Source organism: Micromonospora sp. H33 (assembly GCF_052068455.1).
Lineage (GTDB): Bacteria > Actinomycetota > Actinomycetes > Mycobacteriales > Micromonosporaceae > Micromonospora.
The window spans coordinates 194,816-219,921 of the sequence record NZ_JBQHDE010000008.1 but is presented as its reverse complement, the minus strand read 5'-3'; the positions used below and the strand labels follow the sequence as shown (position 1 = coordinate 219,921).

24 protein-coding genes, 1 tRNA gene and 2 pseudogenes are annotated in these 25,106 nt (G+C 73.7%); 12 read left to right on the top strand and 15 right to left on the bottom strand.

All coding sequences use genetic code 11. The features are described from left to right. Window positions 1-114: 114 nt before the first annotated feature. On the top strand, window positions 115-933 hold the full coding sequence (locus ACTMS0_RS19595) for an SURF1 family cytochrome oxidase biogenesis protein (RefSeq protein WP_441156656.1): 819 nt from the start codon (window positions 115-117) through the stop codon (window positions 931-933). A 6-nt stretch (window positions 934-939) separates the two neighbouring features. Here ACTMS0_RS19595 and ACTMS0_RS19590 read toward each other — a convergent pair whose 3' ends face one another. The 4 genes and pseudogenes from ACTMS0_RS19590 to ACTMS0_RS19575 all read right to left on the bottom strand — a co-directional run. Then, the gene (locus tag ACTMS0_RS19590) at window positions 940-2,523 is read right to left on the bottom strand and encodes an ATP-dependent DNA ligase (RefSeq protein ID WP_441156706.1); all 1,584 of its coding nucleotides are present in this window, start codon (window positions 2,521-2,523) and stop codon (window positions 940-942) included. A 111-nt stretch (window positions 2,524-2,634) separates the two neighbouring features. Next, window positions 2,635-2,841 (bottom strand): hypothetical protein, encoded by a 207-nt coding sequence (locus ACTMS0_RS19585; RefSeq protein ID WP_168001487.1) that lies wholly within the window; start codon window positions 2,839-2,841, stop codon window positions 2,635-2,637. Window positions 2,842-2,926: 85 nt separating this feature from the next. Next, a complete protein-coding gene (locus ACTMS0_RS19580) occupies window positions 2,927-4,279 on the bottom strand; it encodes a dipeptidase (protein ID WP_441156705.1) in 1,353 nt (450 codons plus the stop codon). Continuing rightward, window positions 4,269-5,147, bottom strand: a pseudogene (locus ACTMS0_RS19575) (uridine kinase family protein); the annotation flags it as partial. The gene ACTMS0_RS19580 and the pseudogene ACTMS0_RS19575, both read right to left, overlap by 11 nt. Between ACTMS0_RS19575 and ACTMS0_RS19570 the strand changes: the two are divergent. Beyond that, window positions 5,082-5,483, top strand: a complete 402-nt coding sequence (locus ACTMS0_RS19570) for a rhodanese-like domain-containing protein (RefSeq protein ID WP_441156704.1) — start codon at window positions 5,082-5,084, stop codon at window positions 5,481-5,483. The pseudogene ACTMS0_RS19575 and the gene ACTMS0_RS19570 sit on opposite strands and share 66 nt — an antisense overlap. On the opposite strand, the pseudogene ACTMS0_RS19565 reads toward ACTMS0_RS19570, so the two are convergent. From ACTMS0_RS19565 to ACTMS0_RS19555, 3 genes and pseudogenes are all read right to left on the bottom strand, one after another. Continuing rightward, a pseudogene (locus ACTMS0_RS19565) lies at window positions 5,379-7,064 on the bottom strand (cobyric acid synthase); the annotation flags it as partial. The gene ACTMS0_RS19570 and the pseudogene ACTMS0_RS19565 sit on opposite strands and share 105 nt — an antisense overlap. Continuing rightward, window positions 7,061-8,185, bottom strand: a complete 1,125-nt coding sequence (locus ACTMS0_RS19560; RefSeq protein ID WP_441156655.1) for a cobalamin biosynthesis protein — start codon at window positions 8,183-8,185, stop codon at window positions 7,061-7,063. The gene ACTMS0_RS19560 and the pseudogene ACTMS0_RS19565, both read right to left, overlap by 4 nt. A 291-nt stretch (window positions 8,186-8,476) precedes the next feature. After that, window positions 8,477-9,295 (bottom strand): single-stranded DNA-binding protein, encoded by an 819-nt coding sequence (locus ACTMS0_RS19555; RefSeq protein ID WP_441156654.1) that lies wholly within the window; start codon window positions 9,293-9,295, stop codon window positions 8,477-8,479. Between the two features lie 312 nt (window positions 9,296-9,607). Between ACTMS0_RS19555 and ACTMS0_RS19550 the strand changes: the two genes are divergently transcribed. Beyond that, on the top strand, window positions 9,608-10,027 hold the full coding sequence (locus ACTMS0_RS19550; protein ID WP_441156653.1) for an HPF/RaiA family ribosome-associated protein: 420 nt from the start codon (window positions 9,608-9,610) through the stop codon (window positions 10,025-10,027). A gap of 73 nt (window positions 10,028-10,100) precedes the next feature. Then, window positions 10,101-11,138 (top strand): alpha/beta hydrolase, encoded by a 1,038-nt coding sequence (locus ACTMS0_RS19545; protein WP_441156652.1) that lies wholly within the window; start codon window positions 10,101-10,103, stop codon window positions 11,136-11,138. Window positions 11,139-11,305: 167 nt separating this feature from the next. Here the strand turns inward: ACTMS0_RS19545 and ACTMS0_RS19540 are convergent, their stop codons facing one another. Beyond that, a complete protein-coding gene (locus ACTMS0_RS19540; RefSeq protein ID WP_441156651.1) occupies window positions 11,306-11,992 on the bottom strand; it encodes a hypothetical protein in 687 nt (228 codons plus the stop codon). Window positions 11,993-12,159: 167 nt separating this feature from the next. Here ACTMS0_RS19540 and ACTMS0_RS19535 point away from each other — a divergent pair. Then, a tRNA-Arg gene (locus ACTMS0_RS19535) sits at window positions 12,160-12,232 on the top strand. A gap of 388 nt (window positions 12,233-12,620) precedes the next feature. Here ACTMS0_RS19535 and ACTMS0_RS19530 read toward each other — a convergent pair. Continuing rightward, the gene (locus ACTMS0_RS19530) at window positions 12,621-12,851 is read right to left on the bottom strand and encodes a hypothetical protein (RefSeq protein WP_441156650.1); all 231 of its coding nucleotides are present in this window, start codon (window positions 12,849-12,851) and stop codon (window positions 12,621-12,623) included. A 10-nt stretch (window positions 12,852-12,861) separates the two neighbouring features. On the opposite strand from ACTMS0_RS19530, the gene ACTMS0_RS19525 reads away from it, so the two are divergent. After that, complete coding sequence (locus ACTMS0_RS19525) at window positions 12,862-13,671, top strand: O-antigen ligase family protein (RefSeq protein ID WP_441156649.1); 810 nt, start codon at window positions 12,862-12,864, stop codon at window positions 13,669-13,671. A 38-nt stretch (window positions 13,672-13,709) separates the two neighbouring features. On the opposite strand, the gene ACTMS0_RS19520 is transcribed toward ACTMS0_RS19525, so the two are convergent. Next, on the bottom strand, window positions 13,710-15,347 hold the full coding sequence (locus ACTMS0_RS19520; RefSeq protein WP_441156648.1) for an esterase/lipase family protein: 1,638 nt from the start codon (window positions 15,345-15,347) through the stop codon (window positions 13,710-13,712). A gap of 431 nt (window positions 15,348-15,778) precedes the next feature. Here ACTMS0_RS19520 and ACTMS0_RS19515 point away from each other — a divergent pair, with 431 nt between their 5' ends. Then, a complete protein-coding gene (locus ACTMS0_RS19515; protein WP_441156647.1) occupies window positions 15,779-16,621 on the top strand; it encodes a glutamate ABC transporter substrate-binding protein in 843 nt (280 codons plus the stop codon). Between the two features lie 183 nt (window positions 16,622-16,804). On the opposite strand, the gene ACTMS0_RS19510 is transcribed toward ACTMS0_RS19515, so the two are convergent. Together ACTMS0_RS19510 and ACTMS0_RS19505 are read right to left on the bottom strand one after the other, a co-directional pair. Next, on the bottom strand, window positions 16,805-17,365 hold the full coding sequence (locus ACTMS0_RS19510) for an isochorismatase family protein (RefSeq protein ID WP_441156646.1): 561 nt from the start codon (window positions 17,363-17,365) through the stop codon (window positions 16,805-16,807). A 60-nt stretch (window positions 17,366-17,425) separates the two neighbouring features. Beyond that, window positions 17,426-17,962, bottom strand: coding sequence for a DinB family protein (locus ACTMS0_RS19505; RefSeq protein ID WP_441156645.1), 537 nt, complete (start codon window positions 17,960-17,962; stop codon window positions 17,426-17,428). Window positions 17,963-18,150: 188 nt separating this feature from the next. Here ACTMS0_RS19505 and ACTMS0_RS19500 point away from each other — a divergent pair, with 188 nt between their 5' ends. The 5 genes from ACTMS0_RS19500 to ACTMS0_RS19480 all read left to right on the top strand — a co-directional run bounded on the left by ACTMS0_RS19500 (window position 18,151) and on the right by ACTMS0_RS19480 (window position 22,650). Next, window positions 18,151-18,543 (top strand): VOC family protein, encoded by a 393-nt coding sequence (locus ACTMS0_RS19500; protein ID WP_441156644.1) that lies wholly within the window; start codon window positions 18,151-18,153, stop codon window positions 18,541-18,543. A 119-nt stretch (window positions 18,544-18,662) separates the two neighbouring features. Then, window positions 18,663-19,901, top strand: coding sequence for a sensor histidine kinase (locus ACTMS0_RS19495; RefSeq protein WP_441156643.1), 1,239 nt, complete (start codon window positions 18,663-18,665; stop codon window positions 19,899-19,901). Beyond that, entirely contained in the window at window positions 19,891-21,144 is a 1,254-nt protein-coding gene (locus ACTMS0_RS19490; RefSeq protein WP_441156642.1) for a hypothetical protein, read from the top strand. Before ACTMS0_RS19495 ends, ACTMS0_RS19490 begins: the two co-directional genes overlap by 11 nt. Then, on the top strand, window positions 21,117-21,830 hold the full coding sequence (locus ACTMS0_RS19485; RefSeq protein ID WP_441156641.1) for a response regulator transcription factor: 714 nt from the start codon (window positions 21,117-21,119) through the stop codon (window positions 21,828-21,830). The genes ACTMS0_RS19490 and ACTMS0_RS19485 overlap by 28 nt, the downstream gene beginning before the upstream one ends. A gap of 97 nt (window positions 21,831-21,927) precedes the next feature. Further along, window positions 21,928-22,650 carry a hypothetical protein gene (locus ACTMS0_RS19480; protein WP_441156640.1) on the top strand — a complete coding sequence of 241 codons (723 nt, stop codon included), beginning with the start codon at window positions 21,928-21,930 and terminating at the stop codon, window positions 22,648-22,650. Here the strand turns inward: ACTMS0_RS19480 and ACTMS0_RS19475 are convergent. The 3 genes from ACTMS0_RS19475 to ACTMS0_RS19465 form a co-directional block, all read right to left on the bottom strand. Beyond that, window positions 22,532-23,512 carry a GlxA family transcriptional regulator gene (locus ACTMS0_RS19475; protein WP_441156639.1) on the bottom strand — a complete coding sequence of 327 codons (981 nt, stop codon included), beginning with the start codon at window positions 23,510-23,512 and terminating at the stop codon, window positions 22,532-22,534. The two genes, ACTMS0_RS19480 and ACTMS0_RS19475, sit on opposite strands and share 119 nt — an antisense overlap. Before the next feature lie 4 nt (window positions 23,513-23,516). Beyond that, the gene (locus ACTMS0_RS19470; protein WP_441156638.1) at window positions 23,517-24,185 is read right to left on the bottom strand and encodes an isochorismatase family protein; all 669 of its coding nucleotides are present in this window, start codon (window positions 24,183-24,185) and stop codon (window positions 23,517-23,519) included. Window positions 24,186-24,301: 116 nt separating this feature from the next. Next, the gene (locus ACTMS0_RS19465) at window positions 24,302-25,030 is read right to left on the bottom strand and encodes a lysophospholipid acyltransferase family protein (RefSeq protein ID WP_441156637.1); all 729 of its coding nucleotides are present in this window, start codon (window positions 25,028-25,030) and stop codon (window positions 24,302-24,304) included. Window positions 25,031-25,106 lie beyond the last annotated feature (76 nt).

The following is a 25,106-nucleotide window of genomic DNA, read 5'->3' as shown; positions in this document are numbered from 1 at the left end:
GTCCGCCCGCGTGACGATAGCGGACGGGACCGACGTGGGAGCGTCACCGGACCGGGCCGGTCGCGTCGTCGCGGGGTCGCGCGGGCCGGTGGCCCAGGTCATACGGGTAACCTCGTGGTCGTGTACCGGTTCCTGCTGACGCCGCGCTGGCTGGGCGCGCTCGCGCTGACCCTGGTCGCGGCGGCGGTGATGGTGCTGCTGGGCAACTGGCAGCTGGACCGCTACCACGAGCGGACGGAAATCAACGAGCGGATCGACGCCGGCCGCCGGATGACGCCGGTGCCGCTGCGCGACGCGGTGGCCGCCCCGACCGGGGGCGCGGGCACCGTCGGGGCCCCGCCCACCGACGAGAAGACCTGGACGAAGGTCACCGTCACCGGCCGCTACGACGACTCGAACGTGGTCCTGGTCCGGGGCCGCTCGGTGGACCGTACGGTCGGCTTCGAGGTGCTGACCCCGCTGGTCCTCGCCGACGGCACGGCCGTCCTGGTGGACCGGGGCTGGATCCCGCCCGCCCGGGGCGGCGACGCGACCGCGCAGCCGGCGGTGCCGGCGACGCCCGCCGGTGAGGTGACCGTGACCGGCCGGGTCCGCCCCGGCGAGGGCGGCTCGGTCCCGGTCGCCCGGCGCGAGGGCAAGCTGGAGACGCGCCGCATCATGCTGCCTCGACTGGCCCGCGAGCTGCCCTACCCGGTGCACGGGGCGTACGTGCTGCTCGACGAGCAGACCCCCGCGGCCGACCCGACCTTCGCGGCGATCCCCGTCGGCTACACGAACAACTGGCAGAACTTCGGCTACGTCGTTCAGTGGTGGATCTTCGCCGGGATGACCCTGTTCGGCTACGGCTTCTTCGGCCGGCGGGAGGCCCGCCGCCGCGCCGGCGTGGCGCCGGAGCGACCGGCCGACCGCGCGGCCGAGCACGCCCCGGTCTAGCCGCCGTCAGCCGGTGGCGCGGCCGGCGTGGATCGCGCGCACCGCGTCGATCGTGTCCGCCTCGGCCGCCGTCTTGTCGTCCCGGTAGCGCACGACACGGGCGAAGCGCAGCGCCATCCCGCCCGGATAGCGGGAGCTGGTCTGCACGCCGTCGAAGGCGATCTCGACCACCTGCTCGGGACGGACGCGCACCACCCAGTCGCCCTTCTCCACCGCCAGGTCGAGGAAGCGCTCGGTCTGCCAGCGCAGCAGCTCGTCGGTGAGCCCCTTGAACGTCTTGCCGAGCATGACGAACTCCCCGGTGCGCGGGTCGCGCGCGCCGAGGTGCAGGTTCGACAGCCAGCCCTGCCGCCGGCCGCTGCCCCACTCGACCGCGAGGACCACCAGGTCCAGCGTGTGCCGGGGCTTGACCTTGACCCAGGCGGCACCGCGCCGGCCGGCGTCGTAGGGGGCGTCGGGGTCCTTCACCACCACGCCCTCCTGCCCGGCGTCGAGGGCGGCGGCGAACGCCGCACCCGCCGCCTCCGGGCCGTCGACCTCCATCCGCCCGACCAGCAGCCGCGGGTCGACCGCAGTGGCCAACGCGGCCCACCGCTCCCGGCCGGACCGGTCGATCAGATCATCGCCGTCGAGGTGCAGCAGGTCGAAGAAGTACGGGGTGAGCACGGTCTCGCCGGTCGTCTCGGCGGCGGCGAGCACGGCCGGGGCGACCGGGGTGTCGCCGGTGGTGCTGGGTGTGGTGCGGCGGGCCGCCCGGCTGGAGGTCTCCTGGAACGGCAGCGGGCGCCCGGTGGCGTCCAGCCCGATGGCCTCGCCGTCGAGCACCAGTTCGCGGGCGGGCAGCGCGCGCACGGCGGCGACCACCTGCGGCACCCGGGCGGTGATGTCGTCGAGGCTGCGGGTGAACACGGCGATGTCCTGCCCCGAGCGGTGCACCTGGATGCGGATGCCGTCGAGCTTGACGTCGACCACGGCGGGCACGCCGGTGGCGACGAGCGCCTCGTCGACCGACGGGGCGCTCTGCGCCAGCATCGGTGCGAGCGGCCGCCCGACCTGGAGGTTGAAGGCGGCCAGCGCGGCCGCGCCGCCGTCGAGCGCGGCCACCGCGACCGCGCGTAGGTCACCGGCGAGCAGCAGCGCCCGCCGGACGGCCGCGACCGGCACCCCCGCCGCGCGGGCCACCGCGTCGGCGAGCAGCCCCGCCTGGGCGCCCTGGCGGAGTTCCCCGCTGAACAGCCCGGTCAGCAGCCGCTGCTCGTCGGCGGTGGCCGACCCGAAGAGGGCGTGCAGCAGCGCCCGACGGCGGCCCTGGGAGCCCGCCCCGCGCACCGATGAGATGCCCTCGATCGCCGCGTCCACCGCGGCCACGGTCAACGTCGGGGTGTCGGCCGGTGGCGGCAGGTCACGCAGGCTCGCCCAACCCACCCCGGTCTGGCGCTGGCGCAGCTCACCGGCGAGGTAGCCGGAGCCGGCCGCCACCTCGTCCGGCTCGAGGCGCCGCAGCGCGTCGGCGAGCAGCTCCACCTTGGCGCGGCGACCACTGGTCGCGGCGACGGCGGCGGAGGTGGCTGCCAGGTCCAGGAACCGCACGGGCTCCATCCTGCCAGCCACCCCCGACACCACCCGGGCATTGCCGTGCCCGGGCCGTCCGTCCCAGCCCCGGTGCGCCGGCCGTGCCGGCGCCCGCCGCGTCTCGCCGGATCAGGCCGAAACGGGCTCCTCGATGCGCAGGCCACGGGCGCGCACCTCGTCGGCGACCCGGGACAGCAGCGAGTCGAGCGCGACCAGGGCGGCGGACAGCTCACCGAGCTGTTCCTTGAGCGTGTCCTCGGACCACGCGGAGACGTCGACGTCCCCCAGAGCGCTGACGGCGGCCTCCAGGCGGGCCATCACCTCGTTCGTACTCATGTACGAAAGGCTATAACAGGCCCGCGCCCGACACACCGCAAACTCCCAGATGAACCAGGAAGTTACGGTTCCGACGCCGGGGGCCCTAGCTCACCCGCGTGCCCGTTTCGGCCACATTGCGCAGCAGCAGCGCCTCGGCGAGGCACACCCGGGCGAACTCGCCGAGGTGCAGGCTCTCGTTCGGGCCGTGCGCCCGGGCGTGCGGGTCCTCCACGCCGGTCACCAGGATCGCGGCGGCCGGGAACATCTCCTGGAACGTGGCGATGAACGGGATCGAGCCGCCGACGCCGATGTCCACCGGGTCGGTGTCGTCCCAGGCGGTGCGGAACGCGGAGCGGGCCGCGTCGAACATCGGGCCGGAGGCGTCGATGACGCACGGGTCGCCGTCGTGCTCGAACGTGACCGTCACCCGGGCGCCCCACGGCGCGTGCTTCTCCAGGTGGGCGCGCAGCGCCGCGTACGCCCGCTTGGGGTCGTCGCCCGGCGCGAGCCGCACGCTGAGCTTGGCCTTCGCGGCCGGCACCAGGGCGTTCGGGGCCTCGCCGGTGGCCGGCGCGTCGACGCCCAGCACGGCCAGCGCCGGCTTGGTCCAGAGCCGGTCGGTGATCCGGCCGGTGCCGATGAACTGCACGCCCTCGGCGAGGCCCGCCTCGGCGCGGATCCGGTCCTCCGGGTAGTCCACGGCGGCGCCCTCGCGGGCGACCAGCCCGTCGACGGCGACGTTCCCCGCGTCGTCGTGCAGGGTGGCGAGCAGCCGGACCAGCGCGGTCAGCGCGTCCGGCACCGCGCCGCCGAACATGCCGCTGTGCACGGCGTGGTCCAGCGTCCGCACCTCGACGAAGCAGTTCACGATGCCGCGCAGCGACGTGGTCAGCGCCGGTACGCCGATGTCCCAGTTGCCGGAGTCGGCGATCACGATGACGTCGGAGGCGATCTCGTCCCGGTGCTCGGCCAGCAACTGCTCCAGGGAGTCGGAGCCGTACTCCTCCTCGCCCTCGATGAAGAGCACCACGCCGACCGGGAGCGCGTCACCGAACGCGCGCAGCGCCGCGACGTGCGCCATGATGCCCGCCTTGTCGTCGGCGGCGCCGCGCCCGTAGAGGCGGCCGTCCCGCTCCACCGGCTCGAACGGGTCCGACTCCCACAGCGACAGGTCGCCGACCGGCTGCACGTCGTGGTGCGCGTAGAGCAGCACCGTCGGCGCGCCGGGCGGGGCCGCCTTCTTCCCGATCACGGCCGGCTGGCCACCGGAGCGCACGATCTTGACGTCGAGGCCGCAGCCGCGCAGCAGCTCGGCGACCGCCTCGGCGGAACGCTCCACGTGCGAGTGGTCGAAGCCCTCGAACGCGATGCCGGGGATGCGGACGAGGCGTTCGAGGTCGGCGCGGACGCCGGGCAGTTCCCGCTCGACGGCGGCCCGCAGGTCGGACTCGGACATGATCGGTGTGGTCATGACCGGCATCGTATTCCGGCCTTACCCGAGCGCACCCGCCGCAGGTAGTAGCGGGACCGGTCGTGGGGCAGCTCCGGCGCCCCGTCGACCACCAGGTCCGCCCGTTCCTCGGTGCCGTCGGCGGCGAAGTGCGCCCGCTCGCCGGCGTGCCAGCGGCGCAGCTCCGGGAGGATGCCCGGGCCGTCCCGCGCCACCGCGCGGGTGAGCCGCAGCTCCGGCGGGGCGGTGACGAACACGGCGAGGCTCAGGTCGGGCACCACCGCGGCGCGCGCCGCGCTCACCCCCTCCAGGAGGAGCACCGGCGCCACCGGCACCGGAACCGGGCGGGGCAGGAAGTCCCGGCGGACCCAGCTGTACCGCCGGTACGCCCCCGACCGGCCCTCCCGGACCGGCGCGAGGACGCACTCCTCCAGCCGGGCCCAGAAGGTGAGCTGGTCGTTCCAGCCGTCGAGCAGGTCGTCGGTGTGCACCACCGGTGGGCGGGTGCCGCCCGGCAGCTCGGCGAGGGCGTCCGCGAGCCGCGCCGCGAACCAGCTCTTGCCCGCGCCGCTGGCCCCGTCGACGGCCACCAGCCGGGTCCGCCCCAACCGCGCCGGCGCCGCCCGCACCCGGCGCGCCAGCTGGGCGTACGCCTCGAGCACCGCCACCACCACGGGCCGACCGTATCGGGTGGTGCCGGCGTGACGACGACCCGTCGCCCGTTCGGGCGGTCGTGGTGGGCAGCCGGACCGTTCGGGCGGCGGAGCCCCGGGCGGGACGGGATGATCGGCTCGTGTCCCACAGCGTGATGAGTCCGGGCGTCGACGCCCTGCTGGAACAGGCCCGCGCCGGGGTGCGCCGGCTGACCCCGCACCAGGCCGTCGAGGCGGTCCGCACCGGGGCGTTGCTGATCGACACCCGCACGGACGCGCAGCGGCGGGAGCAGGGCGACCTGCCCGGCGCGATCGTCATCGACCGCACGATCCTGGAGTGGCGGCTGGATCCGGCGAGCGCCTGGCGGATCCCCGAGGCCACCGGGTACGACCTGAAGATCGTCGTGGTGTGCCGCCAGGGCTACGCCTCCAGCCTGGCGGTGGCGAGCCTGCGGGCGCTCGGCCTGCACCGGGCCACCGACGTCATCGGCGGCGTGGAGGGATGGCGCGAAGCAGGACTGCCCATGTCCGACCGCCCCGCCGACATCCGCTACTGACCGCTCGATCATCCGTCAGGCCGGACCGGAATGCCTCAGGTCGCTCGGCGGGGCGCCGGGTGGGATGAACGGGAGGTCGGCCTGAGGGCCGGACTCGATGAGGCGCCACAGGGCGTCGGTGTCCAAGTGCTCCTCGACGAGGTCGCCGAGCAGGTCCAGCGAGCGCTCGCGGGCGGCGGCGAAGGACGTGTCCGGGGCGGCCCGGAAGCCGGCCCGCCCGGCCTGCCGGGCCACCTCGGCGAGGAAGCGGCGGCGGAAGGCGTCCGACTCGAACGCGCCGTGCCAGTGCGTGCCGTACACCGCCCCGGCGACCGCGCCCTCCCCGGTGCCGTCCGCGTACGCCAGCAGCGGGGTGAGGTCCGGGTCGGTGGACGAGACGTACCCGTGGTGGATCTCGTAACCGCGGACCGGGACGTCACCCCACGCCGTGCCGGCCGACTGGCGGACCGTCTTGCGGGGATCGAAGGTGACCTCGATCGGCAGCAGGCCGAGGCCAGGGACACTGCCCCGTCGGCTCTCCACCGGGTCGTGGATCGCCCGGGCGAGCATCTGGAACCCGCCGCAGACCCCGAGCAGGGGGCGGCCGGCGCCGGCGTGGGCCAGCACCGCGTCGGCGAGCCCGGTCTCCCGCAGCCAGGCCAGGTCGGCCACGGTCGACTTCGAGCCGGGTAGGACGATCAGGTCGGCGGCGGCGAGTTCGGCCGGCTCGACGGTGAGGCGGACCCGTACGCCGGGCTCGGTGGCGAGCGCCTCGACGTCGGTGGCGTTGCTGATCCGGGGCAGCCGGACCACGGCCACGTCCAGCCACTCGTCCCCGCGCGGGGCGGCCGGACGGCCCAGCACCCGCCCGTACGCGAGCGAGTCCTCCGCGTCCAGCCAGAGGTCGAGCGACCAGGGCAGCACCCCGTACGTGGGGCGGCCGGTGACCTGGCGCAGCATGTCCAGCCCCGGCCGGAGCAGCCCGAGGTCGCCGCGGAACTTGTTGATGACGAAGCCGGCGACCAGGGCCTGGTCGGCCGGGTCGAGCAGGGCGACGGTGCCGAACATCGAGGCGAACACCCCGCCCCGGTCGATGTCACCGACCACGATCGTGGGCAGGCCCGCGTGCCGGGCCAGTCCCATGTTGACGTAGTCACCGGCCCGCAGGTTGATCTCCGCCGGGCTGCCCGCCCCCTCGCAGATCACCACGTCGTACGCCGCACGCAGCTCGGCCAGCGCCGCGTACGCCGTCTCGGCGAGGCGGGGCCGCAACTGCCGGAAGGTGCCGGCGGTGATCGTGTCGACGGCCTCGCCGAGCAGCACGACCTGGCTGGCGAGGTCGCTGCCCGGCTTGAGCAGCACGGGGTTGAAGCGCAGGTCCGGTGCGAGGCCGCAGGCCGCCGCCTGCATGGCCTGCGCGCGCCCGATCTCGCCACCGCGCCCGTCCGGGCCGACCACCACGGCCGAGTTGTTCGACATGTTCTGCGCCTTGAACGGCGCGACCTTGACGCCCCGCCGGTGCAGCCACCGGCAGATGCCGGCGGTGAGCACGCTCTTGCCGGCGTCGGAGGTGGTCCCGGCGACCAGCAGGCCGCCGCTCACCGCCCGCTCCCCCGGCCGAGCCCCGCCGCGACCGGACCGGCGGCGGGCCCCGGCCGGCGGGCCCGGACGGCGGGGCCTGCCGCGACCCCGGGTGCCGTGGACGCGCCCCCGACCCGGCCGGCCGCGGCGCCGAGTCCCGCCGCGAGCCGGCGGCCGGCGGCGTTCATCAGGCGGCCGACAGTCAGCGGGTACGCCGCCGCCAGCCCGAGCGCGGCCAGCCCCACCGCACCGGAGATCCGGGCGGCCCGGGGTAGGTGGCGGGCCTCCGGACGCGGCCCGTCGCCGAGGAAGGGGCGGACCTCGGAGCGGCCGAAGTAGACGTTGCGACCACCGAGCCGGACGCCCAGCGCCCCGGCCATCGCCGCCTCGCACTGCCCCGCGTTGGGGCTGGGGTGGTCGTGGCGGTCCCGGCGCCAGATCCGCCAGGTCCGCGCCGGGTCGCCGTGCACCACCGGGGCCACGGCGACCGTCAGCAGCCCGGTCAGCCGGGACGGGACGAGGTTCAGCAGGTCGTCGAGGCGCGCGGCCGGGGTGCCGAACCGGCCGTATCGCGGCGAGCGGTGGCCGACCATCGCGTCGAGGGTGTTCGCCGCGCGGTAGCCCAGCAGGCCGGGCAGGCCGGCGACCGCTCCCCAGAAGAGGGGAGCGACGACGGCGTCGGAGGTGTTCTCGGCGACCGACTCGACCGTGGCACGCGCCAACTCGGGCTCGTCCAGCGCCGACGGGTCCCGCCCGCACAGGTGACCGAGGCGCTGCCGGGCCGCCGGCAGGTCGCCGTCGCGTAGCGCCCGGCCCATCACTCTGGCCTCGTGCCGCAGCGTACGCCCGCCGAGCACCGTCCACGTGCCGGCGGCCACCAGAGCGGCCCGGGCCAACGGCCGCCGTCGGGTGGCCACCGTCGCCGCCGCCCCGAGCAGCACCGGCACGCCCACCGCCAACGCCGTGTACGCCGCCCCGGCCGCCCGCTCGGGCCGGTAGATCCGCCGTTCCAGGGCACCGGCCGCCTGGCCGAAGCCCGCCACGGGGTGCCACCGGCGCGGGTCGCCGACCATGGCATCCAGCGCGTATCCCGCGACGAGTCCCGCCGCGGTCGCCATCGGCGTCGCCTGCCGCACCGGCATCACCTCCGGCCGGCCAGCCTAACGGAGCCCCGCCCCCTCCCACTCCCGCCCGCCGCCCCGCCCATCACGCTCCGTGTGCTGCCGTCGGGTGCCCGCGCCGGGTGCCCAGGATCGGATACGTCCCATCGGCTCGACACGCCGTGACGACAGCCGGTGAGAGATATCCGATCTTGGCGACCGCGCCGCGCCCGCCGCCCGGCGCGCGGGGTGACGGCCGTCGTCCGCCGCCACCCCGCCCCCGTCGCACCAGCCGGCCGGGCACAGCCCTCGCCCGGGCAGTGCCGACCCCGGTCAGGCCGGCGTCGGTACCCGGCCGCGGCCCCGCCGGCCCCGCCCGCCGGACACCGGCCCGGCCTCGGGCCCGCCGACCAGCTCCGTCTCACCGACCAGCTCCGTCTCACCGACCAGCTCCGTCTCACCGACCAGGTCCGGCCCGCCGAGCGGGTCGCCCGCCCCGCCCAGGTCCGAGCCGGAGCCACCGCCCGGACCCGAACCCGCACCGGATTCGTCGGTCAGGTCCGACTCGCCGTCCTCCGGGTCGGAGTCGTCCAGCGGGTCCACCGGACCGAGGCCCAGCGCCCCCGATCGGGCCCGCGTCACCGCGAACTCGGGCAGCTCGAAGTCGTCGTCGAGCGGCCGGGCGTCGAGCAGGGCAGGTGCCTCGGCGGGCGGCACCGGCTCGGTCGGCTCACCGTGGACGCGCTGCTCGGCCTCGGCGTCCTCCACGGCGCTGGTCGCCCTCGTCGGGCGGTTACGCAGGAACCGGCCGCGCCCCCGGGACAGGTCGTGCCCCACGGCGACGGCCTCCAGCTCGTAGAGGGTGCGGTGGTTGCCGGCGTCGTCGGTCCAGTCGCGGGTGTAGAGCCGCCCGCACACGATCACCGGATCGCCGACCATCACCGACGCGGCCACACCCTCGGCGAGCTTCCGCCAACAGTTCACGCGGACGCGGAGGCTGTTGCCGTCGACCCAGCGGCCGCTGTCGCGGTCGAGCCGGCGGGCGGTGGAGGCGACCTTGAAGTTGGCCACCAGGGTCTGGCTCTGGGTGGTCCGCCGCCACTCGGGTGTGGTGAGCACGTTGCCCACGATCGTGACGTACGTGTCGAACATCGTCCCTCCAGGGGGATCGGGCCTGACATCAGCGAGTCGACTCGACACCGAGCCTGTCGGTCGAGGACTTCCGCCGCGATCCCGGAGCGTCGATCTGTGGACAACGGGGCCGCCTGTGGACAAGAACCTGATCAAGGTCTCGGTGTGCTAGGGCGGCGCGGCCCCGGGTGGCCGCGCAGGTCACGAGCAGGATCGATCACGTTCCGGACCGGACGACGTGGGGTATGGCTTTGATCAACGGCACACCACCCCGAACGAAAGGTCAGCGATCATGACGACGACCACCACCACCGGCACCCGTCAGGTGCAGCGATGAGCGCCGTGACGAACCCGGCCACCGTCGCGGAGTGCCTGCGCGTCGGGGCGGGCTTCTCGCAGGGCGACCGGGCCTGGATCGCCGAACAGTTCGCCACCCTCGACGCCCGGCTGGCCGGCTTCCACGCCGACGCGACAGAACTGGAGGTGTCGGTCAAGGACCGCGCGGCCAAGGGCCAGAAGGTCACCCTGGAGTGCTGGATCGCCGGCCGGCAGAGGATCGTCACCACCTCCGCCGAGGAGGACCTGCACGCCGCCCTCAACGACGTCCGGGACGACCTGCGCCGCCGCCTGAACGACGCCAAGACCCGGCAGGAGCCCCGGCACAACAAGCACCTGCGCGACACCGGTCTCCAGGAGGCGGACCCGCAGGCCGTCGACACCGAGCCGGCCCGCGCCGACGCCGAGACCGTCTGAGGCGTACGCCCTCCTCGTCCGGCCCGCGGAGAAGGGCTACCGCCCGGTAGCTTGTCGGCGTACCGTCGCTGTCGTGGAACCGGACGTGCTGGGGCCGCCCTACGAGCGGCAGACGATCGACCTGGGCACCGACGACGAGGGTCCGGTGGTGGCGACGCTGGTCCGCCGCCGCGCCGACCGGCCCACCGGGCGCGCCGTGCTCTACGTGCACGGTTTCGTGGACTACTTCTTCCAGACCCACCTGGCCGACTTCTTCGCGGAGCGGGGCTGGGACTTCTACGCGCTGGACCTGCGCAAGTACGGGCGCAGTCTGCTCCCGCACCAGACCCCGAACTTCTGCCTGGACCTCGCCGAGTACTTCCCGGAGCTGGACGCCGCGGCGAAGATCGTCCGGGAGGACGACGGGCACGACATCGTGCTCGGCATGGGCCACTCCACCGGCGGGCTGATCATCTCGCTGTGGGCACACGCCCGGCGTGACGCCGGCCTGGTCGACGGGCTCTTCCTGAACAGCCCCTTCTTCGACCTCAACCTCCCGTGGGTGCTGCGGCGACCCGGCGCGGCCGCCGTCGCGCGCCTGGCCCGCAGCGCGCCCAAGCGCGTCGTCCGTCCCGGTCTCGGCACGGTGTACGGCGAGAGCATCCACGCCGACCACCGCGGCGAGTGGAACTTCGACCTGGCCTGGAAACCGCTCGCCGGCTTCCCGGTGCGGGCCGGCTGGCTGGCCGCGGTCCGCCGGGGCCAGCAGCAACTCCACGCCGGGCTGGACATCCAGGTGCCGGTGCTGGTGGCCGCCTCCACGCGCAGCTTCAAGGGGATGAAGTGGCAGGACGCGGCCGCCCTCGCCGACGCCGTCCTGGACGTGGAGCACATGGTCCGCTGGGCGCCCCGGCTCGGCCGGCACGTCACCCTGGCCCGCTTCGACGGCGGCCTGCACGACCTCACGCTCTCCGGTTCCGCCGTACGCGAGAAGGTCTTCGCCGAGGTCGGCCGCTGGGCCGACGCGTTCCTCGGCGCCGGGCCCACGGTCCGCGACGGCGAGGCTCCGGCGACCAGTGTGCCGCCGGCGCCCCGGCCGGCCGAGGCGGAGGCCGCGGCACCGCACGCCTGACAGCCTCCACGTCGTCCACGTCGTCCGCGAAGCCCTCGGCCGCGCGGCTCACGCGGCGCTCGCCCCTTGCCGCGCGGCCGACGTCGCCCTACCGCTCGCCCCTCACCCTGCGGCCGGCCGCACTGCCGCCGCACCGTCTCGCCCGGGCGCGGGCGGCAACGGCCGACTCAGTTGACGATGTCGGCGACCGCCGCCCGGATGCGGTCGAACGTCGCCACGGCGTGTCCACCCTCCTCGGCCGGGAGCACCAGCCCGAGGCAGCGCAGGCCGACTTCGCCGTCGCCGCCGGGCAGCACCCCGAAGACGGGCGCACCGACGTACCCGTCCGGCAGGTCGGCCGCGATCCGGACCGCGTCGCCCTCCCGCACGTACCGTTCGATCGCCACCTCCAGCGGCCGCCCGCCGCCCTCGGCGACGCCGAGCGCGAGGACGATGGCGGACCCCGGCTCCGCGCCGATCCCGGCGATCCCGTCCGCGTCGGCCGCGATCACCTCCGGCACCTGCTGGGTACGCCACCGCCAGCCGGCCTCCTCCGCCAGCTCGTGCAGCCGAGCGGTCGGCATGATCGCCGCACCCAGGCCCGGCCGGCGGCTCCACCACTCGGCGAAGTGCGGCACGGCGAGCGCGTCACCCGCCACGTCCGCCGGCTCGGTGACACTGGGTCGAAGCCCGAACTCGCCGACCGGCAACCGGGTGAGCGGCTCGGCGGTCACCAGGTACTCCCGACCACCGGCCGTCACGAAGAAGAACGCGGTGCCCAGCCCGTCGCCCGCGCGGACCGGCAGGATCGCCCGCCCGACAAGCTGGCACAACTCGTACGCGACGTCGATCTCGGTGTCCGGATCAAGCAGCACGACGCCGAGGGTACGACGGGGCGAGGGTGTTCCGGGCGACCGGGACAATCCGGGTGACCTGCGGCGGCCGTCCGTGGCAGGCTGAGCCGTCGACGTGGCCGGAGCCACCTGCTTTCCCGTTGACCGGGGACTCGGCGGTACCCTTCTCGCGCGACGATCCACGACACGCGCCCGTAGCTCAGCGGATAGAGCAGGGGACTTCTAATCCCAAGGCCGCAGGTTCGAATCCTGCCGGGCGCGCCTCCCCCGCCGCAGCTCACCGGCCTGCCGCGCCCGGCTCGGTCGATCACCACGGCCCCTGTACAGCCATTCGTACAGCCAACTCACCCGAAGAGGTGCCTCGCGGCCTCGTCCACGGCGGCCCGCTCGATCTCCGGCAGGACGTGGGCGTGCCGACCTTCGACGGGAAGACCAGGCCGTGATCCTGCCACCGCTCCCCCGCCGCCAGTCGGTCCGCGGCTTGCTGCCGGCGATGAGCCCGGAACAGCGCGAGGGTCTGGGCACGCACGGGCACCGTTCGCCGGGACCGCTCCGTCTTGGGCGCCCCGTCCGAGGAGGCTGGACGGTCTACGACTGCCCGACGAGGAGATCCGCTTCTAGTTACCAGCAGCGGTGCGGGACCAGGTGACTAGCTCGGCCAGCCAATAGCGTCGAGGAACTCCTCAACGGCGACCACGACTTGACTGAGCACCGCGATCGACTCGGTAAGCGGGCCGGGTACGTACATACCGTGGTCCGCGCCTTCCACCTCAAGCACCTGGGGCGACAGCCGGCGGGCGATGTCACCGTCCCATAGCTTGTCGGCAGTGCCACCCACGAGCAGGAACGGCGCGGTTGCGCGGCCCAACGCATCAGCCACCCACGGCAGGGTGAGCAAGGGCGTGAGCCACACGGCGGGCAAAGGATCTTTCGGCGGCAATCGTTGCCGCGTTCGTGCCGAGCGACTTGCCGATCAGCAGTGGGCAACCGCTAATGGTGTCGATCAGTGGAACGATCTCACCGCCAACCCAGCTCTCGATTTCACCGCGCTGCTCGCCGTCGCGATCGGCGGCTGTTGGGCGCTGGCCCGCGGCGGACTCCCGGCCACGGCGCGCGCCATCGGCATCGCCGTACCGGTGGCACTCACGACCTACTTCCTCGGCGGCTTCGACCACCTGCGTAACGCCGGATGGGTTGACTCCCTCGCGGGGAGGTTCATCACGCCCGACGGTTCCGACGTCCTCACTCACCGTCCCGTCGCCTGGCAGTTGACGACCGACTTGTTGGGTGCTCGGCCGGCAGAGGGCTACGGATACGCAGTCACCGGCTCCCTTTTCGAAGCCATCCGGCAGTCGGACTTCTTCGACTTCCCGGTGAATTCCGTGCACAACAGCTACCTCCAGTGGTTGCTGGAGTTGGGTGTGGTGGGAGGGCCAGCTCTCTTGCTCGTGGTGGCGGTCTGCCTCTGGGCCGTGATCCGGGGCAGACTCGCCGGGATCGGAGCTGGCCTGGTCTGGCTCGTCGTCGCTGGGCTGCTGGTGCAGACCATGGAGTCGGCCATGTTCGGAACCGGCCAGCCATACCCCTACGTGTTCTGGCTCGGGGTCGCGGCCGTGCTGGCCTGGACCCGCCACACTGAGTCGTACCATCCCCACCACCGACGTCCAGGCGCCGAACTGCCGCGCCCGCGCACGAATTAGATCTACGCCGCCACCGCCTCCAACCCTGGCGGTTCGGCTCAGGTCCGGCAGGGTTCCCGTCGCAATGCCGCGTCGGGCTGGTCGGCGGCATGCCATGCCGGGTTGAGTGCCAACGGCAGGGCTGGCGCCTGCCATGCCCCGGCGAACCGCTGGAGGGCCGAGTATTCCCAACGGAGCAGGTTGCTTGGCGGCTTGCCGGTGAGGTGATCGGCCAGGTGGCGCAGTCCGGCTGGTCGGTCGATCAGGTGGCCATGGAAGCCGGGCATTTGGATCACGGGAATCTGGGCGTTGAGCTCCGCCGGGACCGTGATGGCGTCGACAATCGGCAGTAGCGCGATCATCCGCACGCCCGGCACCGGGCAGAGCAGGCGGTTGCGGTAGAACGGCGCGTCGTCCAGCAGGGAGCGAATGAACGGCGAGTCGGGAGTGTCCGGTGCCTCGCTAGTGGCTTCCATCAGCTTGAACATGCCGCGCAGTTGCCAACCCGTGGCGATGCCCCAGCCCGAACGAGCCTGCGGCGGCGGGTAGTAGGCACGCCCGGCCCGCAGGATTGGGCTGTCCAGGACCACCGTGTCGACTGCGGGGTGCGGGAAGCGGTCCAGGTAGTAGAGGACGACGAGGGCGCCTTCGCTCTGTCCGACCAGGGAAACCGGTTTGCCGCTACGCGAGTGCAGCTGATCCACCTGGGTGGCGAGCAGTTGGGCGCTGGTGGACAGCGACTGGTGGGTGTCGACCGGTGAGTAGAACACCGGCTTCCCGTGGTGGTCGGTGCCCCGGTACGAAAAGCGCACCACGGGAGGTTGGGATTCTGACGGGTCGCCATGATGGGCCGAGTTGTAGCCGCCGAGGAAGATCACCGGATGGCCGATGTCCCCGAACTGTGGCAGGGCGTCGATGGGTTGCAGCGACTGGCCGGCGCCGCGGGCCCCCCGGTCCTCGGCATATTCGACCAACAGCAAGCTGCTCACCACCAAGGCGACGACCAGCGGCGTCACGGGCAGTCGGGACCACCGCACCCGTTGCTGGAGCACCGTGGCGCGCACCTTTCGCTGCCACAGCAGGCCGTTGACCATTCCGGTCACGGCGGCTGCCGGTACCGTCAACGAATCCGGGACGGACCAGACGAGCGCGGCGCCCGCGGTGAGGGTCACGAAGTTGAGCAGCGACCAGCCGACCGTGGCGGCCGACGGCAGGCCGCGCCACCAGTTCGGCACAATCCCGCCCCGCTGGAGCAGCGGGGCCAGGACTATCACCGGCACCAACTCAAGGAACTGGAAGTAGGCCAGCGAAACGTCCGAGGCGACCACGGCCAGCGCGGTCCACGGCGAGAGAATCACGACGACGACGGCCGCGAAGACCAGGTTGCGGCCGGCCAGCCGGCGAAACGACGGACACGGCCGCTCGGCCGGCCAGGCGAGCGCGACCAGTACGGCCGAGAACAGTCCGCGGAGCACGATGGCGCCCAGCAACAGGCCGGCGAACATGGCCCAGGAGTTGTGATACACCAGCACCCAGCGCAGGTCGAAGAACGCCCCGTACGGCGAGATCGCACTGGCCTGGGGCGCCAGGCCGAACGCCGAGGTGAAGTTGACGGCGTACAACACGGCCGCCACGGCCGCCGCCGGCACGGCAGTCAGGACGAGCAGCCACAGCAGACGTAACCGCTCAGGGCGCACGCTTTCCTCCCTTCCGCCGGCCGACCGGAGGGTGCGAGACCAGTTGGGGCCAACTTACCGTTCTGTGAATATTTCCGGACTAAGTAGGCGAGCCCGGGCAGCCTGTGGCACAGCACGTCAGGTCCCCTTGGGCTGCCCTCACCGAAATAATCGCAACTGACCCGTACGGCCGAGACGAGACAGTAGGATCGGGCGGGGCGATCGGCCGCCTGCTCATCCCGCTTGCCGCGGTCGACACGTGGTCAGCCGGCGCCCGCGCCGCTGCGGTGCAGCCCACGGCGATGCTCTTCGACGAATTGTCCGGTGCACTCGACCCGCACCCTCGTCGGTGAGCGAGCGGCCAAGGCCTTCCTGCCGACGATCCCGATGCGCGAGGGGTCCCGTGTGGCTGTGCGGCTCCGGGCCGTGCGCCGTCGAAGAAGGAGAGAGGAATGCGTGTCACGCGGGCGGCGGCGATAGTCGTGGTTGCGGCACTCTCATTCACCACCGGCGCCTGCGGTGGGGGCGACAGCGGCCCCGGTGTCATCGAAAAGGCCGCGAAGACAAAGACGCTCGCCATCGGCGTAATTCCCGACCAGCCGGGCCTCAGCCTGAAGACCGATGGCACCTACGTGGGCTTCGACGTCGAGATCGGGAAGATCGTCGCCAAGGGACTCGGCGTCGACCCGGCCAACATCCAGTGGAAGGACACCAGCCTGCCGGACCGCGAACAGGTCATCCAGGAGGGTACGGTCGACTTTGTCCTGGCCGCCTATACGATCAACGACGCGCGCAAGAAGGAGGTCAGGTTCGCCGGTCCGTACTACGTCGCCGGCCAGGACCTGTTGGTCAGGGCCGACTCGACCATCAGGGGGCCGGAGGATCTCGAAGGCAAGGTCGTCTGCTCGAACGCCGGCTCGACGTCGGCCAGGCGGATCCGGTCGGAGTACCCGAAGACCCGCTTGCAGCAGTACGACCAGGACATCAGGTGCCTGGCGGACCTCGAGTCAGGCGCGGTCGACGCAGTGAGCACCGACGACGTTGTCCTCCTCGGCTACTCGATGCGGCCGGAGAACGTGGGCAAGTTCAAGCTGGTGGGCAAGACCTTCTCCGAGGAGCCCTATGGCATCGGGATGAAGAAGAAGGACAAAGCCGGCTGCGAGAAGATCAACGAGATCCTGAAGACCGCCGCGCGGGACGGGTCGTACAAAGCGGCCTGGGACGCCACGTTGGGCAAGGGTGGCAAGTCGGTACCGCCGCTGGACACCAGCAAAATGACCCATTGCAGTGCGTGAGCGACCCCAAGGCCGGCGCCGGCAACGTCGCGATCAGCCCGCCGGGGGCGGATGGTCCGGTGTTGGTCCATCGGTCCTCGACATCAAGCCCTGGTTCTCCGCTCCGGCGAGGGCGGACGGGCTGACCGAGCCGCGGAGCGCTCGACCAACCCGTCGGCGTCTCGATCTGCGGTGGCGCTGGGGTCAGGACGCGGCAGCGAAGTCGACCTCAGCGGTCTTGACCGTGCCCCCCGTGCGGCCCGGCGCCGACTGGTACGTCCAGTAGAGGTTGGTGTGGGCGATCACCTGCGCCGGCGGCGGCGCACCCCACGCCGACTGGTCCTCCGTGGTGTGGGCGTCGCTGACGAGGGTCGCGTCGTAACCCCGGACCAGCGCGCCGTGCAGCGTCGACCGGATGCACGCGTCGGTCTGCGCGCCCGTGACGACGAGTCGACCGACGCCCAGCCCGGACAGCACCGTCTCCAGGGTGGTGGCCTCGAAGGAGTCGCCGTAGTTCTTCTCGACGAGCGGCTCGGTGTCGGCCGGCTTCAACTCCGGGACGATCCGCCAGTCGTCGCTGCCCCGGGTGAGCCCTTCGTCGGAGTGCTGGACCCAGACGACGGGGACCTGCTCCCGCCGCGCCTTTTCGACGAGGCCGGCGATGTTGGCGACGACCGCGTCGCGCTCGTGCGCCCCCGCGACGACGCCGTTCTGCACGTCGATGACGAGGAGTGCGGTGTTGGGACGGTTGTCCAGAGTGGTCATGGTCTCTCCCCCGGATCGGCTGCCTGCCCCGCAGACGCTAGCCCCACCCACCGACAGAAATCAGTGCGGCGGATCCTCGCCGACCAGCCCGTCGACCGACTCCCGGATGAGGTCGGCGTGGCCGACGTGGCGCGCGTACTCCTCGATGAGGTCGATCAGGATTCGCCGGAGGCTGGGCGACTCGCCCTCGGGGCTGGTCCACCGTGCCAACCCGTCCAGGCCGCCCTCGGCGAGCGCCTCCTCGACCATGAGCCGGGAGGTGGCGACGGTGTCCCGCCAGAGCGTCAGAAGCTGCTCGGGCGAGTCCTCGGCGGCGGATCGCCACTCCCAGTCCGGTTCGGCGTCCCAGTCCACGGTGTTCCACGGCGGCCCCGGGTCCCGGCCGCGCAGCCGGAGGCTGAAGTAGATGGCCTCGACGGCGGCCAGGTGCTTGAGCAGCCCGCCGAGCGTCATCGTCGAGGCCCCGACCGTCGCCCGCATGCCCTCGGCGTCGAGGCCGCCGCATTTCCACGCGAGGGTCCTGCGCGAGCGCTCGAGAGCGCCCAGGAGGGTCGCCGTCTCATCCCCGGCCACCGGTGGCCCCTGCACCACGGTCATGGGTGCGACCCTAGCGGTGACGTCGCCGGCCCCGCTGCCCCGAAGCACCGCCCGACGCACCATGAACCAGCGCTGCAGATCTTGGAAGCGCGCGGCCCCTGGAGGGGCCGAAGTCCTCCAAGGTCTACGACGAGCACGGTGAGAGCGACGACATCGGCGTGGACCGTCGCGGCCGGCATGATGGCGGCATGGCACATCTGGGACTGGTCGCGCTGGTGGTGCGCGAGTACGACGAGGCGATCGCCTTCTACACGGAGCGTCTCGGCTTCGAACTGCTGGAGGACACGCCGCGGCCGGACGGCTCGCGGTGGGTGGTGGTCCGGCCGCGCGGCACACGGGAGACCGCGATGCTCCTCGCCCGCGCGGCGACGCCGGAGCAGCGGGCGCGCGTCGGGGACCAGACCGGTGGGCGGGTCGGGCTGTTCCTGTACACCGAGGACTTCGCCGCCGACCACGCCCGGATGAGCGCAGCCGGCGTGCGGTTCCTCGAGGAGCCGCGGCACGAGCCGTACGGATCGGTCGCGGTCTTCGAGGACCTGTACGGCAACCGGTGGGACCTGATCCAGCCGCGGAGGGACTGATCGGTCGGCGACAAAACGCGCACCGTGGGTGATCGCGGGACCTTGCACGTGCTATTCTCCGGCGTCGATTTCTGCCGACCGGACCCGGATCGGGTCGTTTCGGAAGGACGTCTCGCCCGATGCCGGCCCTTCCCGCCGCGACCGCGTCACCCGGCACCGCGCAGGCCGCCAGGACCACGCCGCCCGGCTCCAGGCCGGCCGGCACGACCGCGGCACCCGGCACTCTGGACACGCCGGCCGGTGGCGCCCTCAACCTCATCTTCGCCACCATCCCGGCCCTGCTCCGGCTCACCTTCGGGGTGGTGGGCGCGGTCGTGGCGCTGTCGGTGCGTACGCCGCCGGTCGAGCCGGCACTGCTGCTGCCGGCCGTCGCGGCACTGACCGCCTGGTCGTTCTGGTACGCGGTCCGCGGGCTCCGGCACGGCGTGACCGCTCCGCTGGTGGCCGGTGACGTCGCGCTGACCACGGTCGCCTGCCTGGCGATCCCCGTGCTGGTGGCACCGGAGGTGCTGCCCGGCGAGGGGAGCTGGATCGCGGTCCTCGCGAGCACCACGGTCATCAACGCCCAGGCGACCGCCGGGGCCCGCTGGTCGGTCCCGGCGGGGCTGCTGGTGACCGCCGCGTACGCGACCGGCGCGCACGCGGCCGGGGATCCCGTCGAGGCGGGCGCCCACGCGGCGACGCTGCTGGCGCAGACCGGCTGCACCGCGGTGATGGCCGGCGTCATGCGCCGCCGGATCGGCCGTGCGGACCGGGCGTTCGCCGACCACCAGCGGCTCGCCCGGGAGAGCCGGGTCGCCCGGGCCACCCGGGAGGCCGAGCGGCAGCAGAACCGCGACCTGCACGACACCGTCCTGGCCACCCTCACCATGGTCGGCCTGGGCGCGGTGTCCGGCTCGTCGGCGGCGCTGCGCGACCGGTGCGCCCGCGACCTGCGGACCCTCGACGCCCTCGCCAACGGCCACCCGGCGGACCGGGACGGCCCGCTGGACGAGCGGCTGCGGCAGGTGCGGGCACGGCTCCCCGAGCTGCCGGTCACGGTGGAGCTGAGCTCGTGCGAGGTGCCGGCGGCCGTCGCCGAGGCCCTCGCGGAGAGCGCGTACGCGGCGCTGTCCAACGTGGTCCGGCACGCACCGGGCGCGACGGCCGCGCTGCACCTGACCCGGGCCGGCCGCACCGTGGTGGTCGAGGTGGTCGACGACGGTCCGGGCTTCGATCCGGCGAGGGTCCCGGCCCACCGGTACGGGCTGCGCGAGTCGGTACGCGGCCGGATGGCCGCTGTCGGCGGGCGGGCGGAGGTCCACTCCCGTCCCGGGGCGGGCACCCGGATCCGGCTGGAGTGGTCCGATGTCGACTGAGCTGACGGCGCCGCCGGTCCCGGCGGTGCCCGCACCGCGTACCCCCGGGGAGAGCCGGACCGGCGCGGACGCCGCGGCCGCGGTGGCCCGCGCCTCCGACCGCGGGGCGCGGATCGTCGTGGTGGTGATCGCGCTGGCGTGGCACACGGCGATCGGCCTGCCGGCGGTGCTGTCGGCCCGCGCGGACCTGGCGGCACCGTCGGCGGTGCTCGGCGGTTGGCTGCTGGTCGCGGCTCTGGGCGGCCTCGCGGGGGCGCGCCTGCTGCGCGGCTCCCCGCTGCCGGCCTGGCCGCTGGCGGGGATGCTGCTGGCCGTCGACGCGGTGGTCTTCGCCGCGACCGGCGAGCGGCAGCTCTTCACCGCCGCGAACTGGGTGTGGGGCACCCTCGGCTGGTTCTTCGTGCTGGTCCTGTGGGGCCGCCGGCTGGTCGGGCTGCTGCTCCTGCTCACCGCGCACTCGACGATCGCGCTGGTGGCCGTCCTCGGGTACGGTGCGACCGCCCCCGCCGACCTGGCGCGCTGCGTGATGTACGTGTACGGCACGTCCTCCCTGCCGGTCGCCGTGTTCGCCGGTGGCGCGGCGATCGCCGCGCTGGCCCGGCAGCGGGCCGCGACGGCGGCCGTCGCGTACGCCCTGATGGCCGAACGGGAGGCGGCCGAGCTGGCCCGGCGGGAGCGGCGGGAACGGCTCGCCCTGGCCGGCACCGCCGCCCGGGAGGTCCTCGCCGAGGTGGCCGACGGCCGGGCCGACCCGGCGGACGCGGACGTGCAGCGCCGGTGCGTGCTGGCGGCCGCGCGGCTGCGCCGGCTCATCGCCGAGTCCGACGACGTGCCCGACCCGCTGTTGCACGAGCTGCGGGCCGCGGCCGACCTGGCCGAGCGGAACGGCCTGCCGATCGACCTGGTGGCCATCGGCACGCCGCCGCCGCTGCCGGTGGAGATCCGCCGCCGGCTGGCCGACCCGCCGACCGCGACCCTGGCCGGGGCCCGGGACTGGGCCCGGCTGACCGTGGTTGCGGGGCCGGACGAGGTGGCGGTCAGCCTGGTCACCCCGGATCGCGGGCACGCCGGCCCTCCGGAGCCGGCCAGCGGGTCGCCGGCACCCGACGCCGGCGCTCCGGACGGCGGGACGGCGGCGGCCGACGCCGCTGCTCCCGTGCCGGACGGCGGGGACGGCCGGGTGGAGCACCTCGACGAACGGGACGGGGAGATCAGATGGACGCAGACCCGGTGGCGGCGGTGAGCGCGCGGCGGCCGGTCGGGGTGGCGATCGTCGACGACCACCCGGTGGTCGTCGACGGGGTGCGGGCGTGGCTGGCCAGCGAGCCACGCCTGGAGGTGGTCGCCACCGGGGACGATCCCGACGAGGTGCTACGCGAGGCGCCGCACGCCGACGTCGTCCTGCTGGACCTGCGGCTGCACGGCCGGATGGCGCTGGACAAGCTCGCCGAGCTGAGCGCGGCGGGCCGGCGGGTGGTCGTCTACTCCGAGCACACCGACCCGGCGACGATGCTCGCGGCGCTCGATGCCGGAGCGGTCGCGTTCCTCGCCAAGCACGAGGGACGGGAGCACTGCGTGGCGACGGTGCTGGCCGCCGCGAGCGACCGGCCGTACGTGCCGCCGGCGCTGGCGGGCGCGATGGTCGGCGACCCCCGGCCGGACCGGCCGGTGCTGTCCGACAAGGAGCGGGAGGCGCTGCTGCTGTGGTTCCAGTCGATGTCGAAGGCGTCGGTGGCCCGGCGGATGCGGATCAGTGAACACACGGTTAAGCAGTACGTCGACCGGGCGCGGATCAAGTACACCCGGGCGGGGCGACCGGCCGCCACGAAGGCCGCCCTGCTCGCCCGCGCGATCGAGGACGGCCTCATCCGGCCGGAAGAGATCGGCACCTACCGGTCACAGGCGTCGAACGACCGGCCGACCCCCTAACGGGCGTCATGACACTGATGGTGAAGGTCGGCGAGGCTGACGGTGAACAAGGGGTGATCCGGCAGCCCCACCGCCGTCTGCACGGGAGGTCGTGACGATGCACGATGACGCGTCCCCCTTCTTCATCGCCCCGCACCGCTTCGACGCGGCGGACGACGCCGGGCCGGTACTGGACCGGCGGCACGAGCTGGTCCCCGAGCCCGGCGAGCGGGTGCTCGGGCGGCACCGGCTGCACGCGGCGGGCTACCTGCTGGGCCCGACCGAGGCCTGGCGGCGCTGGACGTTGCCGGGGACGGTCGCGGTGACGGTCACCGACCGGCGGCTCGCGTACGTCGGGACGACCGCGCAGCTGTCGGTGGTGGGCGGTGGCACGGGCGAGCCCCGCCACCGGCGCGGGATGCGCCTCCCGGGCCTGGTCAGCGGCCAGATCCGCTGGCAGTGGCCGTCCCGACTGGAGGTGGTGCCGCCCGGCCCCGGGCGGCCGGAAGAGGTGCTGGTCGTCTGCGACGCGCTGCGCACGATCCACCAGCCGGCGCTCGCCCTCGGCGACCCGGAGGGGGTCGTCGACCTGGCCCGGCGGATCCGCCGGGCGGTGGCCGGGTTCCGGCTGACCCACCCCGAGCTGGTGGACCTGTCCCCGCCGGAGCGGGACGTGCTGGCGCTGCGCGCCAATGCCGGCCCGCTCGCTGCCGAGGCGCGGATCACCCTGCCCGGGTCGCTGCCGGTGGAGTTCCGCTCCCGGGACGACTACTACCGGCGGGACGGGTTCGAGGGGGTGTGGCCCGGGCCCGCAGCCGGCGCAGCATCCGGGCATCGGTGAACCCGACCGCGCGGGCCGCCGCCTCGACGGTCGTCCCGTGCCCGATCAGGTGTTCCGCGCGCTCGACCCGCAGGAGCTGCTGGTAGCCGAGCGGCGTCAGTCCGGTGGTCTGCCGGAACAGCCGGGTCAGGGTGCGCTCGGCCACCCCCACCTCGGCGCAGAGGTCGGCGAGCGGCAGCGGCCGGTCGTACTGTGCGTCGATCAGGTCCTGCGCCCGGTGCACCGCGTCGGAGAGGTGCGAGCGGTGCCGCATCATCGCGCTCGCCTGCTGTTCGTGGCCGTTGCGGCGGGCGTACACCACCAGGACGCGGGCGATGCGGGCGGCCGCGCCGGGCCCGTGCCGGGTGGCCATCAGGTGCAGCGCGACGTCGATGCCGCTGGCGATGCCGGCCGAGGTGACCACCCGGTCGTCGACCACGTAGAGCACGTCGCGGACCACCCGCGCCGCCGGGTGTCGGCGGGCCAGGTCGTCCTGCACCTCGTGGTGGGTGGTGCAGCGCCGGCCGTCGAGCAGGCCGGCGCGACCGAGGGCGTACGCCCCGGCGCACACGCTCGCCACGGTGCCGCCGGCCGCGTGGTGGTCCGCCAGCCGCCGCAGGTCGTCCGGGCCGACCGGCCCCGCCGGGCCGTGCGCGCGGGGCCGCCATCCGGGTACGACCACCAGGTCGTCACGGGTCAGCTCGGGCCACTCGCGCCCGGCCACCAGCGGTACGCCCTGCACGGTGGGCACCACCGCACGGTCGGCGACGTAGTGCAGGCGATAGTCGTAGCCGAGGTCGGCGGCGGTGGAGAAGACCTGGGCCGGCCCGGCGAGGTCCAGCAGGTGCAGCTGCGGGACGAGCAGGAAGACGACCCGGGCCATGCGGTCAGCCTCGCACGCCGGCGGGTTCGGGCTGCCCGGCACCGGCCCCGGTCCCGTCCCCCACGGCGTCGGCGGCCCGGCCCGTGACCGTGCCGGTGACCTCGGCGACGGTACGGACGGTGGCGAAGCGGCCGGCGAGGGCGTACTCGGTACGGGCGGTCATCTCCTCGACCGACAGGGTGCGCGGGTCGGCGAGGATCTCGGCGAGGGTGGCGGTCGCCGGCACGTCGCGGTGCGGCGTCGGGAAGGTGACGGTCGCGTCGGTCACGAACGTCATCTCGTACCCGAGGTCGCAGCCGACCCGGGCGGTGGTCTCCACGCACTGCTCGGTGCGGATGCCGCACACCGTGATGTCGCGGATGCCGGCGAAGGTCAGCAGCTGCTGGAGGTTGGTCGTGGTGAAGGCGTTGTGCGACGTCTTGACCAGCGTGGGCTCCCCGGGGACGGGCGTGAGACCGTCGATCAGCCGGACGTGACCGTTGGCCGGGTCGAAGACGCCGCCGCTGCCGGGCTCGGCGTGCAGGACCCAGACCACCAGGTCACCGCGCCGCCGGGCGGCGGTGACCAGCCGGTCGACCTGGCCGACGATGTCCGGCTGCGAGGCGTACGCCCAGCTGTCGCGCTGCCGGAAGGACTCCTGGACGTCGATGACGACGAGTGCCGCTCTGCTCATGACCTGAACAATGCCGTCGCAGGGCCGACCCACGCGAGACACCATCCCGTCCCACTCCGGAACGATCCGGCCAGGACGAATGCCGGTGAGCCTGGCCCCTCCCCTGACGGAGAGGGTCAGGCGCGGTCCAGGGTGGCGGCTTCGGCGAGGGTGGGGGCGGTGCCGCCGAGGTGGGCCGGGAGCCACCAGGTGTCGTCGGGGCCCGACGGACGGTCCGGGTACTCGCGTTGGGCGCGGTCGACCAGCGCGCTCAGCCGGGCGCTCAGGTCCTCGGTCATCGCGTTGCCGTCCGGGTAGGCGGCCGGGTCCATCGGCTCCCCCACCAGGATGGTGATCGGGGTGTGCCGGCGGGTCAGCGTGCGCGGACGGCCCTTCGTCCAGAGCCGTTGGGTGCCCCACAGCGCCACCGGCAGCACCGGCACACCGGCCTCGCGGGCCATCCGGGTCGCCCCGCTCTTGAGTTCCTTGACGGTGAACGAGCGGCTGATCGTGGCCTCCGGGAAGACGCCGATGACCTCGCCGCGCTTCAGGGCGCTGACCGCTTCCGCGTACGAGCCGGCGCCGGCCCTGCGGTCCACCGGGATGTGCCGCATCCCGCGCATGAGCGGCCCGGAGACCTTGTGCGTGAAGACCGACTTCTTCGCCATGAACCGGACCAGGCGCTTCGACTCGTGCGCGCCCAGCCCGCAGAAGATGAAGTCCAGGTAGCTGACGTGGTTGCTGGCCAGTACGGCCCCGCCGGTACGCGGGACGTGGTGGGCGCCCTCGATGGTGATCTTCAGGTCGAGGACCCGGAACATCGTCTTGGCGGCGGCGATCACGGGCGGGTACACGAGCTCCGGCATCCGGCAACTTTACCCCGAGTAAGTTACGCGACCGTAGGGCGGAGGGGCTCGGAAATCAGGTGTCACCAAGGGCCCC